We start from the raw sequence: 15,813 nt of genomic DNA, 5'->3' as shown, positions 1-15,813 counted from the left end.
TCCCAGCCCTACTCAGGTGTCAGCGATGTCCCGAGACATACCACTGTCAGCGATGTCCCCGAACAGAACAGTTCGCCCAGCGGCGGTTTACGCGCCGAAATCGGATTAGAGCGCGCGCCACCAACTCGTCGGGCGCACCGCGGCGGGATTGCTCTGCCAGGCCGGGCGCCACAACCCCTCGGCGGCTTTCGAATCCTGGTGGTGCAGCATCTGACGCACTCGCCGACTCAACCAGCTGCGTGATGTCATCATCACGACCTCCTAGTGTCGCGCCGTGAGCCAAGGCCATGATTATCGGCAACGCTCCCGGCAGAGCGGGACTGCCCAGATTGACGTCAGTTAAACGTCAGTCGAAGAATTGCCGGCGCGGGCTCAGGGCTGCACTTCGATGGTCGCGACCGTCCGGTTGAGGTGGCGCAATTCGACGGCAACATCACCGGGCGCGTCCGCACGGAACGAGAACACCTGCTCGATCTCAGGCTCCACCACGAATCGGTGGTCGGCGGCGGAATGCACTCTCAACTCGTCAACGGCGTCGCTGTTGACCCGCAACGTGATTGGCTGACCCACCTTGGCCGTCAGCGAGGCAGTGGTGGGATTGATGCTTCCCCTGGCGATGGTGATCTCCACGACCGGACCGGCCACCCGCCTCGACGGTTGGGTACCGCACGCCACTGCAGCCGACGTAGCGGCCACGACAGCAAGCCACTGGTACGCCTTCACTTCCCATCCGTCTTTTCTTCGCGTGTCGACTCGGCGGACGAAGGTATACCCCCGACACCCGTCTTCTGAACCGATCTTTCGAGTCAGTCAGCGCGCGCCGGTGACGATGTCGACGAAGAGCTTGTGCACCCGGCGATCGCCGGTCATCTCGGGGTGGAACGCGGTGGCCAGCACGCGGCCCTGCCGCACCGCCACGATGTGGTCGCCGGCGCGGGCCAGCACCTGCACGGCCGGCCCGACCCGCTCCACCCAGGGGGCGCGGATGAACACCGCGTGCGCCGGCCCGTCCAGCCCGTCGAAGGCGATATCACCCTCGAAGGAGTCGACTTGGCGCCCGAATGCGTTGCGCCGCACAGTCATATCGATGCCACCCAGCGGCAGAGCTTCGCGTCCGGAGGCACCGGCGTCGAGGATCTCGGTGGCCAGCAGAATCATCCCCGCACACGAGCCGTAGGCAGGCATGCCGTCGGCCAAGCGGTCGCGCAAGGGTTCGGTGAGCTCGAATTCGCGCAGCAGGTGGCTCATCGTGGTCGACTCCCCGCCGGGAATGACCAGAGCATCGACGGCGTCGAGTTCGGTCCGGCGACGGACCGTCGACGCCTCGGCGCCGGCCTCGCGCAGCGCGGCCAGGTGCTCGCGGGTGTCGCCCTGAAGCGCCAGCACGCCGACTCGGACGCTCACGCGCCGGTGTATCCGCGCTTGTAGCGCGTCAGCCCCTCCTGCATCACGGCCGCCACCATCTCGCCGGACTGGGTAAAGATCTTGCCCTGGGTCAGCGACCGGCCCCCGCACGCCGAAGGCGAGGACTGGTCGTAGAGCAGCCACTCGTCGGCCCGGAACGGCCGCATGAACCACATCGCGTGGTCCAGCGAGGCGACGTTGAGGTGCGGGCGCTCCTCGGCGTGGTTGACCTGCGCCGAGCCGAGCAGGGTGAGATCGCTCATGTAGGCCAGCGCGCAGATGTGCAGGACGCGATCGTCGGGCAGCGGATCCTTGTGCTTGAACCACACCTGCTGCTGGGAGGCCTTGCCGGGCAGCAGCGCCACCTGGTCGCGCGGGACGATGCGGACGTCCCATTCGGCGAACTGGGCGAAGCCGGCGTCATCGAACACCCCGCCCTTGGAGACGAATCCGGGCAGGTTGTCCGGCGGCGGCGCGGCGGGCATCGCGTCCTGATGTTCGATCCCGCTCTGGTCGCTCTGGAACGACGCGGACATCGAGAAGATGGTCTCGCCGTGCTGGACGGCGTTGACCCGGCGGGTGACGAACGACCCGCCGTCGCGCAGCCGCTCGACCAGATAGACGGTCGGCTTCGTGGCGTCGCCGGGCCGGAGGAAGTAACCGTGCAGCGAGTGCACCTCGAACGCGGGCTCGACGGTGCGCACCGCCGACACCAGCGACTGGCCGGCCACGTGGCCGCCGAAGGTGCGCTGCAGGAAGCCGGATTCGGGGCTGAACACCCCACCGCGGTAGATATTGACCTCGAGCTGTTCCAGATCGAGGATCTCTTCGATTGCCACCGCCGACTACCAGCCGCGCTGAGCGAGTCGGTGCGGCTCCGCGATCTCCTCCACGTTGATCCCGACCATGGGCTCACCGAGTCCCCGCGACACCCGCGCCAGCACGTCGGGGTCGTCGTAGAAGGTGGTGGCTTTGACGATCGCGGCGGCTCGCACCGCAGGATCGCCCGACTTGAAGATGCCCGAGCCGACGAAGACGCCTTCGGCACCGAGCTGCATCATCATCGCGGCGTCGGCAGGGGTGGCGATACCACCGGCGGTGAACAAGGTCACCGGCAGCTTGCCCGCCCGGGCCACCTCCGCGACCAGGTCGTAGGGCGCCTGCATGTCCTTGGCCGCGACGTACAGCTCGTCCTCCGACAGCGACGACAGGCGCCGGATCTCCGCCCCGATGGAGCGCATGTGAGTGGTCGCGTTGGAGACGTCGCCGGTTCCGGCCTCGCCCTTGGAGCGGATCATCGCCGCACCCTCGGTGATGCGCCGTAGCGCCTCGCCCAGGTTGGTCGCGCCACACACGAACGGGACGGTGAACCGCCACTTGTCGATGTGATGGGTGTAGTCGGCCGGGGTGAGCACCTCGGACTCGTCGATGTAGTCGACGCCGAGGCTCTGCAGGATCTGCGCCTCGACGAAGTGCCCGATCCGCGCCTTGGCCATCACCGGGATGGTGACGGCCGAGATGATGCCCTCGATCAGATCGGGGTCACTCATCCGGGCCACGCCGCCCTGGGCGCGGATGTCAGCCGGGACGCGTTCGAGCGCCATGACCGCGACTGCTCCGGCACCTTCGGCGATCCGCGCCTGCTCAGGGGTGACGACGTCCATGATGACGCCGCCCTTGAGCATCTCCGCCATACCGCGCTTGACCCGAGCGGTACCCGTCTGCGCGCCGGCCGAGCCGTTGGATCCAGCTGCGCTAGCTCCGGTTTCCACTGTCGGTCCCTTCCTTAGATACGGATTCAGTCTAAACGGCGATCTCAAACTGAATTTTCCGCTATTCAGCGGATCGGGTGCAACTCCCTGTGCGGGCCGCCACGTCCGTCGGCCAACATGTTCGCCTCCGCCAGCAGCTCACCGAGCTGCAGCGGATACACCGTCTGCCCACCCGCGGCCAGTTGATCGATCGTGGCGGAGTCACACCAGCGGTGGCCGTGAATGTACCGCAGTTCGAGCTGGGTGCGTCCGGCCGCGGTCGGTTCGAACCGGGCCGTGCGGTGGACGAAGTAGAACTCCTGGCTGGCCACGACCGTGCCGTTGAAGTCGATCACCTTGTCGCGGCGCCAGACCGGCCCGACCATCGCAGCGGCGTGGACCTGCAGGCCGGTCTCCTCGGCGATCTCCCGAACCGCCGCATCGACCAAGCGCTCCCCCGGCATGACCGCGCCGCCGACGGTGAACCACCACCGCGGGGCATCCCCCGCACCAGTGAATGCCGGGTCGGAGCCGCAGAACAGCAGCACCGCGCCCTGGTCGTCGAGCAGCACCACCCGCGCCGACGTGCGGCGGTCGACCTGGTCGGGGGCGGCGGCCGGCAATTCGGCCCCGGCCGCCAGTTCGGCTATCTCGAAATAGCTGGGCAGCGCCGCTGTGCCGCCCAGCCGCAGCCAGCGGACCGGACGCCGTTCCCGCAGCGCCAGGGTGTCGCGCACCGCGTCGTTGTGAAACCGGCGCGCCAGCAGCACCCGGGCCTCGGCGTCGGCGAGCTCGGCGACCAGCGCCACCGGCATCGACGTCGGCTCGATCGTCGCCAGCGCCGCCGACAGCTCGTTCTCGGCCGCTTCCCGACTGGACCGCGGCGCGCGCTCGGCGGCGTCGGCCAGGGCGGCCAGCCGCTTGCCTTCGGGGCGTCCGCGGTAGGTGTCGGCGGCCACCGCACGGGCGACCACCGCACGCCGGGCCAGCGCGCCGTCCAGCGCCTGCCAGGACAGGTCGCAGCGGACATGCAACCGGTCCAGCCGGTTGGCGGTCTGTAGGGCCAGCAGCGCGCTGATCACCAGCACCGCGATCAGGACCGCCGTCAACACCCAGTACACCGACCACGCCATCTCAGGTCGCCGTTCCGCTGCGGCTCTGGGTACCCGCCACCGTGACCTTCACCCCGGCACCGGCGACCGTCTCGTACACCCGCATGATCTGATCGGCTACCACCGGCCAGTCGTAGCGTCGCACTGCGGCGTCGGCGGCCGCCACGTACCGTGTGCGCAGCGCGTCGTCCTCGAGCACCTCGATCAGCGCCTCGGCCAGCGCCCCGGAGTCCTCGACGGGCACCAGCCGGCCCGCCTTGCCGTCCTGCAGCACGCGCCGGAAGGCGTCGAGGTCACTGGCCACCACCGGGGTGCCCGCGGCCATCGCCTCGACCAGCACGATGCCGAAGCTCTCGCCACCGGTGTGCGGCGCGCAGTAGACGTCGGCGCTGCGCAGCGCGGCCGCCTTCTCGGCGTCGTCAACCTGCCCGAGGAAACGCAGGTGCCCGGCCAGATCGCCGCAGGTGTCCCGCAGCTCGTCCTCGTCGCCTCGGCCGACGATCAGGATCTCGATGTCGGCGAACCGTTCCACCAGCCTCGGCAGCGCGCCGACCAGCACAGCCATCCCCTTGCGGGGCTCGTCGAAGCGCCCGAGGAACAGCACCGTCTTGCCGGGCCGCGGGTAGCCGTCCAACCGCGGTGCCGCCTGCAGTGCCGCGACGTCGACACCGTTGGGGATTTCGACGGCGTCGGAGCCCAGCGCCTCCATCTGCCAGCGCCGAGCCAGGTCGGACACCGCGATCCGGCCGACGATCTTTTCGTGGAAGGGCCGCAGGATGCCCTGGAACACACTCAGCGTCAGCGACTTGGTGGTCGAGGTGTGAAACGTCGCCACGATCGGCCCCTCGGCGGCCTGCAGCGCCAGCATCGACAGACTCGGCGCGTTGGGCTCGTGCAGGTGCAGCACGTCAAAATCACCCTGGGCGAGCCATTTCTTGACCTGCCGGTGGGTGGCTGGGCCGAACCGCAGCCGGGCCACCGAGCCGTTGTAGGGAATCGGCACCGCCTTGCCGCCGGAGACCACGTAGTCGGGCAGCTTGACGTCCGGCGACGACGGCGCCAGCACGCTGACCTCGTGGCCGCGCGACCGCATCACCTCGGCCAGCTGCAGGATGTGCGACTGCACCCCGCCGGGCACGTCGAACGAATACGGGCAGACCATGCCGATGCGCATCAGGCTGCGCCTTCGTCATCCCCTAGGCGGGCCCGCCGCTCATCGGACAGGTCGGCCAGCCACTGCGGCTGCAGCATGTGCCAGTCCTCGGGGTGGGCGGCGATGTTGGCGCCGAACCTGTCGGCCAGCGCTTGGGTGATGACGCGGATGTCCCCGCTCGAGGTGTCCAGCGGCGGGAAGATGTGCACCACACAGTCGTCGCCCTGGTAGTAGACGTGCGCGGGCAGCAGCGCGGCACCCGTCTCGATCGCCAACTTGGCCGGCCCGCCCGGCAGTCGCGTCGGCTCACCGCAAAGGTCGACCTGGACACCGGATTTCGTGAGGTCGCGGTCGGCCATCAGGCATACCGCCCGATTGGCCCGCAGCCGTTCGGCGAGCACCGCCATCGGCGAGCGATCGCCGCCGTTGAGCGGCAGCACCTCGAAGCCGAGGCTCTCCCGGTAATCCAGAAAACGCCGGTAGAGAGATTCGGGCTTGAGCCGCTCGGCGACGGTGGTGAAGGTGCCGCTGTGGTGGACCAGCCATACCCCGGCCATGTCCCAGTTGCCGCTGTGCGGCAGCGCCAGCACGGCGCCGCGCCCCGCCGCGAACGCCGCGTCGATGTGCTCGGCTCCGATGACCACCTCGTCGAGACGGCGCGCGACCGAATCCAGATCCATCGTCGGCAACCGGAAGGCCTCCCGCCAATATCGGGCGTAGGAGGCCAGCGACGCACGCACCAGCGAATCCGGGATGTCGGCTGCGGTGGTGCCGGTCACCCGGGCCAGGTTCTTGCGCAGCTGGTCCGGGCCGCCGCCCAGCGCGGCATACCAGGCGCCGGCGTCGAACGCGTTGCGCGCCACGAATTCCGGCATGGCGCGGACCAGTCGCCAGCCCGCCGCGTAGCCCAGATCGCTCACGTGCTCGCCGCGCGGGAGACGCTTGCGGCCCGCCGACCACAGCTGCGCCGGGGTGGTGATCACTGCTCGGTGCCTCGTGGCTCGTCACCCGCGGGCTGCGGGGCAGGCGGTGAGATCTTGTCCATCGCACCCGGACTGCAGCGCACCGAGTGCACGCGCTGGCCCACCGTCACCAGGCTGGCGATGGCCAACAGCCACATGGCGACGTGCAGCACCACCGGAATCGGGAAGTACGGCAGGTCGGAGACGCCGGCGCCGACCAGCACGATGATCAGCCGTTCCGGCCGCTCGATGAGCCCGCCGCCGCCTTCGAGACCGCTGGCCTCGGCGCGGGCCTTGACATACGAGATCACCTGCGAGGTGACCAGGCAGATCATCGTGGCCACCACCAGCGACGAACTGTGCAGTCCGTAGGCCGCCCACCACAACAGGCCGCAGAACACCGCACCGTCGCTGATCCGGTCGCAGGTGGCGTCCAGGACCGCGCCGAAGCGGGTGCCGCCACCGCGTTCGCGTGCCATCGCCCCGTCGAGCATGTCGGCGAGCACGAAGAACCACACGGCCACCGCGCCCCACCACAGCTGGCCGATCGGGAACAGGGTCAGCGCGGCCAGCACCGATCCCGCCGTGCCGATGATCGTCACCATGTCCGGGGTCAGCCCGATTTTCAGCGCTCCCTTGGCCAGCGGCGTCGAGAGCTTGGCGTACGCCGCCCGAGTCATCAGGTAGAAGTCGCTCACGGCTGCCCGGCCCACTCGTCGGCCAGCAGCCTGCGCGTGTCGCGCAGCAGCTGCGGGATGACCTTGGTCTCGCCGACCACCGTGATGAAGTTGGCGTCGCCGGACCAACGGGGCACGACGTGCATGTGCAGGTGTTCGGCCAGCGAGCCACCCGCGGACTTGCCGAGGTTGAGCCCGACATTGAAGCCGTCCGGCCGCGACACGGATTTGATGACCCGGATTGCCTTCTGGGCGAACGCCATCAGCTCGGCGCTCTCCTCGGCGGTGAGATCCTCCAGCTCCGACACCTGGCGATAGGGCACCACCATCAGGTGACCGGGGTTGTACGGGTAGAGGTTCAGTACCACGTACACCTGATCGCCGCGGGCGACCACCAGGCCGTCCTCGTCGGACAGGGTCGGTATGTAGGAGAAGGGCGCAGACGATCCTGCCGAACCAGCAGAGCCCTCCTGCTTCTGGGCGGGTACGTCCAGGATGTAGCTCATCCGGTGCGGGGTCCACAGCCGCTGCAGCCGGTCCGGCTCCCCCGGGCCCCGATCGGTCAGCGAATCCGGTTGGTCAGCCACCGTCGACCTTAATCAGTTCGGCTGTGGGAGTGGCATTCTCGCGGTCGGCGATCCACTTCACGATGGTCGCGACCGCCTGATGCCTGGGCACCCCGTTGATCTGGGTACGGTCGCCGAACCGGAAGCTCACCGCACTCGCATCCACGTCACGGTCGCCCGCGAGCAGCATGAACGGCACCTTCTGGTTGGTGTGGTTGACGATCTTCTTGGCCATCCGGTCGTCGCTGGTGTCGACGTCGACCCGCACACCGTGTGACTTCAGCTCGGCGGCAACGTCTTGCAGATACGGCAGGTGTGCATCGGCCACCGGTATGCCCACCACCTGCACCGGCGCCAGCCAGGCCGGGAAGGCACCCGCATAGTGCTCGGTGAGCACGCCGAAGAACCGCTCGATCGAGCCGAACAGCGCGCGGTGGATCAGCACCGGCCGCTGGCGGGTGCCGTCGGCGGCGGTGTACTCCAGCTCGAAACGGTCGGGCATGTTGAAGTCGAGCTGGATGGTCGACATCTGCCAGCTGCGGCCCAGCGCGTCCTTGACCTGAACCGAGATCTTGGGTCCGTAGAACGCCGCGCCACCGGGATCGGGCACCAGGTGCAGACCGGAGGCCTCGGCGACCTCACGCAGCGTCTCGGTGGCCTCTTCCCACATCTCGTCGGAACCGACGGCCTTGTCCTCGTTCTTGGTGGACAGCTCCAGGTAGAAGTCGTCGAGGCCGTAGTCGGCGAGCAGCTCGAGCACGAAGCGCAGCAGCGAGGCCAGCTCGTCGCGCATCTGCTCGCGGGTGGTGTAGATGTGCGCGTCGTCTTGGGTCATGCCGCGCACCCGGGTCAGGCCGTGCACCACACCAGACTTCTCGTAGCGGTAGACCGAGCCGAACTCGAACAGCCGCAGCGGGAGTTCCCGATACGACCGGCCGCGCGACCGGTAGATCAGGTGGTGCATCGGGCAGTTCATCGGTTTGAGGTAGTAGTCCTGGCCCGGTTTGCGCAGCGCGCCGTTCTCGTCGAACTCGGCGTCGATGTGCATCGGCGGGTACATGCCGTCGGCGTACCACTCCAGGTGGCCCGAGGTGATGTAGAGCTGCTCTTTGGTGATGTGCGGGGTGTTGACGAACTCGTAGCCGGCCTGCTCGTGCTTGCGTCGCGAATAATCTTCCAGCTCGCGTCGGATGATGCCGCCCTTGGGATGGAAAACCGCCAGGCCCGAACCGATTTCGTCGGGGAAGCTGAACAGGTCCAGCTCCACCCCGAGCTTGCGGTGGTCGCGGCGCTGTGCCTCCTCGATGAGCTCGAGGTGCCGGTCCAGCGCCTCCTGCGACTCCCACGCCGTGCCGTAGATGCGTTGCAGGCTGGCGTTGTTCTGGTCACCGCGCCAGTACGCCGCCGAGCTGCGGGTGAGCTTGAACGCCGGAATGTAGCGGGTGGTGGGAATGTGCGGCCCACGACACAGGTCACCCCAAATACGTTCCCGGGTACGCGGATTCAGGTTGTCGTAGGCGGTCAGTTCGTCGCCCCCGACTTCCATGATGTCGGCGTCACCAGACTTGTCGTCGACCAATTCGAGCTTGTATGGCTCGCCAGCGAGCTCGGCGCGGGCTTGGTCCTTGGATTCGTAGACCCGCCGGGCGAACAGCTGGCCGTCCTTGACGATCTTGGCCATTCGCTTCTCGAGCTTCTCCAGATCCTCGGGCGTGAACGCCTCGGGCACGTCGAAGTCGTAGTAGAAGCCGTCGGTGATCGGCGGGCCGATGCCCAGCTTGGCCTCGGGGAACAGTTCCTGGACCGCCTGAGCCAGCACGTGGGCGGCCGAGTGCCGGATGACGCTGCGGCCCTCGTCGGTGTCGGCGGCCACCGGAACGACCTCGGCGTCGGTGTCGGGGGTCCAGCTCAGGTCGCGCAGCTTGTCCTCGGCGTCCCGCACCACCACGATCGCGCCGGGTTCGCCGCGGCCGGGCAGGCCCGCCTCGCGAACCGCCGCACCCGCGGTAGTCCCGGCCGGCACCCGGATCGGGGCTGCTGGGGCGGGGTGTACGGGGGCGCTCATGGCTGGCCTCTTTCGGCTGATGTGGACACAAACCACCGCCGCGGATGCGCGCGGTCGGACGCGACCATGCTATCGGGGCGCTGGTCAGGCGCCGAGACCGATGGGGCTGTCCAACGCGGGATGGTCCAAGCCCAGCAGCCCCGCCGACCAGCCCACCGCGCCGAACAACCACAGCGTGGCCACCACCACCGCGGCGGTGAACACCGCGCCCAGGGCCTGCACCCACCAGCCCTGCCTGCGGAACCACGCCATTGCGGTGTCGTAGCGGCCACGGGTGTAGGACAGCGTGCGGTGCGCCCAATAGAACTCGGTGGCCAGGATCGCCAACCCGAGGAACACGATCGCCCAACCGGGTCCCGGGTAGGGAATCGCGACGATCCCGACGGCCAGGACCGCGAGGCCGATCGCGCCCACGACGACCCGGTAGACGAAATCGGCGACCGGGCGCTCGCGCAGCCGCTCGCGACGGTGCTGCAGCCAGCGCTTCATGGTTGCCCCGGTTTCAGCAGCACGAACAGCCCCTCGCCGTCGGCGAGCAGGTCGTCACCGTCGGAGAGCCGGATGTCGACGAAGATCTTGCGACCTTCGGTGCGCAGCACCCCGGCATCCACCTGGAGCTCCTTCTCGATGGGCACGATCTTGCGGTAGTTGACGTGCAGATAGGCGGTGCGCTGGTACGGGCCGCCGGTCAGCAGGAACGACGTCTTGCCCAGCACCGAGTCGAAGAGGTGGGCGATGATGCCGCCGTGCACGGCCCCGTTGCGACCCAGGTGGTAGCGACGGAAGCGGGCCCAGCCGCGCAGCCGGCCGTCCTCGTCACACACCTGCGTCTCGTTGGGCACCGACAGGATGTTGCCGCGCATGGGCAGATCGGTGCGCCGGCCCGACGGGGTGGTCCACTCGTCGGCGTTATAGGGCGCCAGCAGCGCCGACACCTGGTCGAGCAGGTCGGCGGCCTGGGTGATCACCTGGTCGGGGGCGTCGACGGCGCGGGCATGGTCCTGCAGGTCGCGCACCGCATCGATGAACCTGCCGTAGTCCGGTCCACCCCGGCCGGTCGGCACCGGAGGGTTGAATCCCCCGCCGGGGTGCACCGCCGCCGCGGGGTCACCGATCGCCGTCATGTCCTCTGCCACCTGGTTACCGTATGCCGCCGGGTGCGGATTACTGATCTTGAGAGTACGGAAGCGCCACGCGGGCGCGTCACGACGATGCAGAGCGAGGGACGAGCGATGAGGAGGAGTGGCGCTCGTGGGAAGGTGGGGCGGTGAAACTCACCGACCTGGCGGGCCGGCCGTTGACGTACCGCGAAGTGGGGGCCACGGCAGCCGACCTGCCTGCCGGCTATCACCACGTGCGGTTATCGTCCCGGATCGGCAGCGGACGGGAGCGCTTCGAGCAGGCGGCACACGCGGTGATGCGCTACGGGATGCTGCGCGGGGCCGGACTGCGCGTGACCGCCGCCACCGAAGTGGCCGAGGTCGGCACCGACGTGCTGGGACAGCTGGGCCCGTTCTCGGCGCCCTGCCGGGTGGTCTACGTGGTCGACGAACCCAACCGGCGTGGCTTCGCCTACGGCAGCCTGCCCGGGCACGCCGTGTCGGGTGAGGAGATGTTCGGGGTGCGCTACGACCCGGCCGACGACTCGGTGCACGCCGAAGTGGTGGCCTTTTCCACGCCCGCCACGTGGTGGAGCCAGATCGGGGCTCCGGTCGCCTCGATGATTCAGCGGGTCGTCACCCGGCGGTACCTGTCCGCGGTGTGAGGGTTGGGCGTGGCCCGCAGGCGGGTATCGCTCGACCATGTCGGTCGACGATGCCTCCTCACCGCCGGACGGGGACGCAGTAACCAGAATCGCCGAGATCGCCCGCCGTCTCTACGCCCGCAGAAGCGGCAACGGCGAGGTGGTGGCCGAACTGGTCGAGCACGCCGTGGCGGAGTTGCCGGGGGTGGACTACGCGAACGTGACCGTCACCTCCAACCAGTTCGAGATCGACACCCCGTCGGCGACACATCCGTGGGCGATGCGCATCGACGACATCCAGCGCCGCCATCGGGAAGGACCGTGCCTGACATCGGCCTGGCATCAGCAGGTCGTCGTGGTGCACGACCTCGAGCGCGACACCCGCTGGCCGAGGTTTCGCGACGAGGCGCTCAAAACCACACCGGTGCGCAGCATCATGGGCTTTCAACTGTTCGTGACCGGAAAGTCGATGGGTGCGCTGAACGTGTTCGCCGACCGCGCGAATGCGTTCGACGAGCGGACCCGGCACCTGGGTTCGCTGTTCGCCGCGCACTCGGCACTGCTGTGGGATGCGGCCCAGCGCGAAGCCCAGTTCCAGGACGCGTTGGCCAGTCGCGACATCATCGGTCAGGCCAAGGGAATGATCATGGAGCGCTACGCGAAAAACGCCGACCAGGCCTTCGACATGTTGCGTCAACTGTCCCACGACACCAACGTCCCGCTGGCCCAGGTGGCCGGTCGGATTGTCGACGCCGCGCAGTCCAATCAACGGTGACGTGTAAAACACGCTGTCAGCGGCTATTTCAGGGGGCGTGACGGCAACGGCGTACGACCATGCGGTGATCGTGATTCCCGCCCACAACGAAGCGGCAGCGCTGCCGTCGTGTCTGACCGCGGTCCTGGCCGCCGCGCAGCGCGTGCCGATACCGGTGCAGGTGGTCGTGGTGCTGGACGCCTGCGACGACGGAAGCGACTCGCTGGACGGCCAGTTCGGTCCGCGGGTGCACTTCCTGCCGATCGAGGCGCGCAGTGTGGGCGCGGCGCGGGCTGCCGGGTTCTCCTACGCCCGAACACACTTCGGGGGTACCCGCGTCTGGTACGCGACCACCGATGCCGACTCTCGGGTCGATACGAACTGGTTGCGCCGCCAGCTCACCGCGCAGGCCGACATGGTGCTCGGTGTCGTCCGCGTCACCAACTGGCGGCAACTGCCCGCGGCCGCGGTGCGCCGATACCTGCGCGCCTACCATGCCAAGATCCACCCCGACCGCGGCCGCCACGACCACATCCACGGCGCGAACATGGGCTTCGCCGCGCACGCCTACTGGCACGTGGACGGATTCGCACCGCTGACGACGGCCGAGGACGTCGATCTGGTGCGCCGGTTCGAACGGGTCGGCTACCGCATCCGCCGAGACACCAGGCTGTCGGTGGCCACCTCGGCGCGCCGGATCGGGCGCGCCCCAGCGGGATTCGCCGCCCACCTACGCGGGGTCGTGGGCGGACGGGCGAAAGACCCGGCATGACCGACAGCGCCGTGCAGCGCTGGCTGGCGGCCGGCGAACTCGACGTGCCGCTACCCGGTTCGGGCCGGACGATGGCGCGCTGGTGCACGCTCGCCGACTTGTGCGAGCGCGACGTGGTGAGCGGCCGGCTCGCCGAAGCCCACACCGACGCCGTCGCGATCCTGGCCGAGTTGGGCGGGCCGCCGGTGCTCCCGGAGCGGCTGTGGGGTGTCTGGGCGGCCGAGGCTCCCGATGCGACGGTGCTGGCCCACCGAGACGGCGACACCGTGACACTGAGCGGCACCAAGGCGTGGTGCTCGGGGGCCGGGCTGTGCTCGGATGCGTTGGTGACCGCCAGCACGGCGACCGGTGAGCGCGGCCTGTACGCCGTCGACCTGCAGGCCGCCGATGTGCGGCCGCTAGCGAGCACTTGGCGCAACGCCGGGATGGCCGACTCGGACACCCGGTCGGTGCGGTTCACCGCGGCACCGGCGATCCCGGTCGGCGGTCCGGGCGATTACCTGCGCAGGCCAGGGTTCTGGCACGGCGCGGCCGGGGTGGGAGCCTGCTGGCTGGGCGGCGCCCGCGCGGTGGCCGCACCGCTCTATCGCGCGGTCGCAGCGAAGCGCTCCCGCGATCCGCACGCGGCGGCTCACCTCGGCGCGGTCGACGCCGCACTCGCCGCCGCGCAGGCACTTCTCGCCACCTCCGCCGCGCAGATCGACGCCGACCCCGCCGGCGAGCACGGCGAGGTGACGGCACGGCGGCTCCGTGCTGTCGTCGAATGGGCCGTCGACGAAGCGATCGGCCGCAGCGCCCGGGCACTGGGCCCCACGCCGCTGGCCCTGGACGCCGTACACGCGCAGCGGGTCGCCGATCTGAGTATGTACATCCGGCAGAGTCACGCCGAGAAGGATCTTGCGGCGCTGGGCGCCCTGGTGGCCCGATGACGTCCGCGAGCAACGCCGCGCGGTTCGCCGAGGTGCCGATCGAGGCGCCGGGAACCCCTGCCGAAGAGTGGCTGCCGTGGCAGAACCAGTTGCCCGCGCTGTCGTTGGAACGGTGCCCCGGCGTCCTGGTGGTCGCCGCACACCCCGACGACGAGACCCTCGGTTTCGGTGGTGCCACGGCGGCGCTGGCGGCGCGCGGAGTCGAGGTGCAGACCGTGGTCGCCAGTGACGGCGGCGCAGCCTGGCCGGGCCTGTCGGCGCGGGAGAAGGCCGACCTGGAGCAGACTCGTCGCCACGAGTCACTCTGTGCGGCAACCGTTCTCGGCGCGAAACCGCCGACCTTCCTGGGTCTTCCCGACGGCGGCCTGGCCGATCACGAATCGGAAGTGGCCGATACTCTGAGCGATCTGCTGAGCCGGTCCCCGACCGGCAGCTGGTGCGCGGCGACGTGGCAGGGCGACGGCCACCCCGATCACGAGGCGGTGGGCCGGGCAGCCGCCGTCGCGGCCTCCCGCACCGGTGCGGTGCTGCTGGAATATCCGGTGTGGATGTGGCACTGGGCACGCCCCGGCGACCAGGATGTGCCGTGGCAGCGGGCAGCCCGGGTGGTGTGCGATCCCGCTGCGGCAGAACGGAAACGACGCGCGGTCGACGTGTTCGACAGTCAGATCGTCCCGGACGCGGGCCGCGAGCCGATCCTGCCGCGCCACGTCCTGACCCGGCTGCAGAGCGTCGGCGAGGTGGTGTTTCGGTGACCGGTGGTCTGCCCGACGGGTATTTCGACGCCCTCTACGAGCGGGCCGAGGATCCGTGGCAACTCGCGTCGCGCTGGTACGAACGCCGCAAGTATGCGATCACCCTGGCCCTGCTCCCCCGCGAGCGTTACCGGCATGCGTTCGAGCCAGGATGCTCGGTGGGGGTGCTCACCGCGCAGTTGAGCGCACGCTGTGACCACGTCACCGCCGTCGACATCGCCGACGCGGCCCTGCGCCAGACCTCGCAGCGGCTGGCCCGGTGTGGACGCCGCGACGCGGTGAGCCTGCACCGTCAGTCTCTGGTGGATCCCTGGCCGGCGGATGTCGATCTGGTGGTGATCTCGGAGGTCGGCTATTACCTCGAGGGCCCCACGCTGCGGGCGGTCCTGGATCGTGAGCTTCCACGCTTGGCGCAGGCGGCCACCGTCGTCGCCGCGCACTGGCGTCACCCGGTGGCCGACTATCCCCTGTCCGGTGACCAGGCCAACGCGATCATCGGCGCCACCGCGGGGCTGCATCACATCGGCGGATACCGCGACGAGGATGTGGTGATTGACGTCTTCGACACCCGCTCGGCGCGATCGGTGGCGGCCCACACCGGGGTGCCGGGCGCGGTCTGACGGGCGCTCATCCGCGATCCCACGGCGGGGTGTCGTCCATCTTCTCGTAGTACTTGGCGAGGTGGCTTTTGACGCGGTCGATGTCGCGGTCCGGCAGGTCGACTCCCCCTCGGGAGCCCTGCATCACGGCGCCCGCAGCCATCACACCGCGCGGCACTGCGGTCAACTTGCCGTCGATCACGTCGGCGATCAGCAGCTTGTACGCGGTGAAGTTGTCTTTGTTGGCACTGTCGTACCAGACATGGGCGTCGCGGTACTTCTCGGTGGGCTCGTCGGTGGCGCCGGCCCAGCGGCGGACTCGCTTCTCGGCCGCGGAACCGTCCCATTCCCGGTCGCGATCGGCCAGCGGCAGATCCTGGAATGCGGTGACAGACATGGTCACCGCGTACCCCGATTCGGGCCCGGCAATCCCCGCGGTCAGCCCAGACTGATGTGCGGCAGCGGCGGGAGCCCGGGGATCTGCGGCGGCGGCGGCAAGCCGGGAATCAGCGGCTTTCGCGTCGTGGTGGTCGTGGTGTCCCAGGCGGTCGTGGTCGTCGGGGGTGTGGT

Annotated in this window: 20 protein-coding genes; 6 read left to right on the top strand and 14 right to left on the bottom strand. The window is 69.3% G+C overall.

Annotated elements, in window-relative coordinates:
- Window positions 1-105: 105 nt before the first annotated feature.
- From MSZK_RS32385 to MSZK_RS15250, 13 genes are all read right to left on the bottom strand, one after another.
- A complete protein-coding gene (locus MSZK_RS32385; protein ID WP_158230588.1) occupies window positions 106-249 on the bottom strand; it encodes a hypothetical protein in 144 nt (47 codons plus the stop codon).
- Window positions 250-372: 123 nt separating this feature from the next.
- Window positions 373-645, bottom strand: a complete 273-nt coding sequence (locus tag MSZK_RS15305; RefSeq protein WP_233211327.1) for a cupredoxin domain-containing protein — start codon at window positions 643-645, stop codon at window positions 373-375.
- Window positions 646-810: 165 nt separating this feature from the next.
- Window positions 811-1,404: a pyridoxal 5'-phosphate synthase glutaminase subunit PdxT gene (gene pdxT / locus MSZK_RS15300; RefSeq protein WP_099249164.1), complete on the bottom strand. Its 594-nt coding sequence runs from the start codon at window positions 1,402-1,404 to the stop codon at window positions 811-813.
- On the bottom strand, window positions 1,401-2,243 hold the full coding sequence (gene tesB, locus MSZK_RS15295) for an acyl-CoA thioesterase II (protein WP_099249162.1): 843 nt from the start codon (window positions 2,241-2,243) through the stop codon (window positions 1,401-1,403). Before tesB ends, pdxT begins: the two co-directional genes overlap by 4 nt.
- A gap of 6 nt (window positions 2,244-2,249) precedes the next feature.
- Window positions 2,250-3,176, bottom strand: coding sequence for a pyridoxal 5'-phosphate synthase lyase subunit PdxS (gene pdxS, locus MSZK_RS15290; RefSeq protein WP_099249160.1), 927 nt, complete (start codon window positions 3,174-3,176; stop codon window positions 2,250-2,252).
- A 65-nt stretch (window positions 3,177-3,241) separates the two neighbouring features.
- Window positions 3,242-4,288, bottom strand: coding sequence for an NUDIX domain-containing protein (locus tag MSZK_RS15285; RefSeq protein WP_099249158.1), 1,047 nt, complete (start codon window positions 4,286-4,288; stop codon window positions 3,242-3,244).
- A gap of 1 nt (window position 4,289) precedes the next feature.
- Window positions 4,290-5,441 carry a glycosyltransferase family 4 protein gene (locus tag MSZK_RS15280; RefSeq protein ID WP_099249156.1) on the bottom strand — a complete coding sequence of 384 codons (1,152 nt, stop codon included), beginning with the start codon at window positions 5,439-5,441 and terminating at the stop codon, window positions 4,290-4,292.
- The gene (locus tag MSZK_RS15275; protein WP_099249154.1) at window positions 5,441-6,403 is read right to left on the bottom strand and encodes a phosphatidylinositol mannoside acyltransferase; all 963 of its coding nucleotides are present in this window, start codon (window positions 6,401-6,403) and stop codon (window positions 5,441-5,443) included. Before MSZK_RS15275 ends, MSZK_RS15280 begins: the two co-directional genes overlap by 1 nt.
- Window positions 6,400-7,080 carry a phosphatidylinositol phosphate synthase gene (pgsA, locus tag MSZK_RS15270; RefSeq protein ID WP_099249206.1) on the bottom strand — a complete coding sequence of 227 codons (681 nt, stop codon included), beginning with the start codon at window positions 7,078-7,080 and terminating at the stop codon, window positions 6,400-6,402. Before pgsA ends, MSZK_RS15275 begins: the two co-directional genes overlap by 4 nt.
- Window positions 7,077-7,646 carry an HIT domain-containing protein gene (locus MSZK_RS15265; protein ID WP_199203346.1) on the bottom strand — a complete coding sequence of 190 codons (570 nt, stop codon included), beginning with the start codon at window positions 7,644-7,646 and terminating at the stop codon, window positions 7,077-7,079. Before MSZK_RS15265 ends, pgsA begins: the two co-directional genes overlap by 4 nt.
- Window positions 7,639-9,690 carry a threonine--tRNA ligase gene (gene thrS / locus MSZK_RS15260; protein WP_099249152.1) on the bottom strand — a complete coding sequence of 684 codons (2,052 nt, stop codon included), beginning with the start codon at window positions 9,688-9,690 and terminating at the stop codon, window positions 7,639-7,641. The genes MSZK_RS15265 and thrS overlap by 8 nt, the downstream gene beginning before the upstream one ends.
- An 84-nt stretch (window positions 9,691-9,774) precedes the next feature.
- Entirely contained in the window at window positions 9,775-10,179 is a 405-nt protein-coding gene (locus tag MSZK_RS15255; protein WP_099249150.1) for a TIGR02611 family protein, read from the bottom strand.
- Window positions 10,176-10,814 carry a PaaI family thioesterase gene (locus MSZK_RS15250; protein ID WP_099249149.1) on the bottom strand — a complete coding sequence of 213 codons (639 nt, stop codon included), beginning with the start codon at window positions 10,812-10,814 and terminating at the stop codon, window positions 10,176-10,178. The genes MSZK_RS15255 and MSZK_RS15250 overlap by 4 nt, the downstream gene beginning before the upstream one ends.
- A 143-nt stretch (window positions 10,815-10,957) precedes the next feature.
- Between MSZK_RS15250 and MSZK_RS15245 the strand changes: the two genes are divergently transcribed.
- From MSZK_RS15245 to MSZK_RS15220, 6 genes are read left to right on the top strand one after another with little or no spacing between them, the layout of a single operon-like run.
- Complete coding sequence (locus MSZK_RS15245) at window positions 10,958-11,455, top strand: DUF1990 domain-containing protein (protein WP_099249147.1); 498 nt, start codon at window positions 10,958-10,960, stop codon at window positions 11,453-11,455.
- Window positions 11,456-11,492: 37 nt separating this feature from the next.
- On the top strand, window positions 11,493-12,209 hold the full coding sequence (locus tag MSZK_RS15240; protein WP_099249145.1) for a GAF and ANTAR domain-containing protein: 717 nt from the start codon (window positions 11,493-11,495) through the stop codon (window positions 12,207-12,209).
- 37 nt (window positions 12,210-12,246) lie between these two features.
- Entirely contained in the window at window positions 12,247-12,960 is a 714-nt protein-coding gene (locus MSZK_RS15235; protein WP_233211326.1) for a glycosyltransferase family 2 protein, read from the top strand.
- On the top strand, window positions 12,957-13,889 hold the full coding sequence (locus MSZK_RS15230) for an acyl-CoA dehydrogenase (protein WP_099249143.1): 933 nt from the start codon (window positions 12,957-12,959) through the stop codon (window positions 13,887-13,889). The genes MSZK_RS15235 and MSZK_RS15230 overlap by 4 nt, the downstream gene beginning before the upstream one ends.
- Window positions 13,886-14,644 carry a PIG-L deacetylase family protein gene (locus MSZK_RS15225; protein WP_099249141.1) on the top strand — a complete coding sequence of 253 codons (759 nt, stop codon included), beginning with the start codon at window positions 13,886-13,888 and terminating at the stop codon, window positions 14,642-14,644. Before MSZK_RS15230 ends, MSZK_RS15225 begins: the two co-directional genes overlap by 4 nt.
- Complete coding sequence (locus MSZK_RS15220) at window positions 14,641-15,264, top strand: SAM-dependent methyltransferase (protein WP_099249139.1); 624 nt, start codon at window positions 14,641-14,643, stop codon at window positions 15,262-15,264. The genes MSZK_RS15225 and MSZK_RS15220 overlap by 4 nt, the downstream gene beginning before the upstream one ends.
- A 7-nt stretch (window positions 15,265-15,271) precedes the next feature.
- Here MSZK_RS15220 and MSZK_RS15215 read toward each other — a convergent pair whose 3' ends face one another.
- Window positions 15,272-15,640 carry a hypothetical protein gene (locus tag MSZK_RS15215; RefSeq protein WP_099249190.1) on the bottom strand — a complete coding sequence of 123 codons (369 nt, stop codon included), beginning with the start codon at window positions 15,638-15,640 and terminating at the stop codon, window positions 15,272-15,274.
- Window positions 15,641-15,813 lie beyond the last annotated feature (173 nt).

It is taken from the genome of Mycobacterium sp. shizuoka-1 (assembly GCF_002723835.1).
GTDB lineage: Bacteria > Actinomycetota > Actinomycetes > Mycobacteriales > Mycobacteriaceae > Mycobacterium.
Note: the sequence above shows the minus strand (reverse complement) of the source record. Positions and strands in the feature narration are given on the sequence as shown.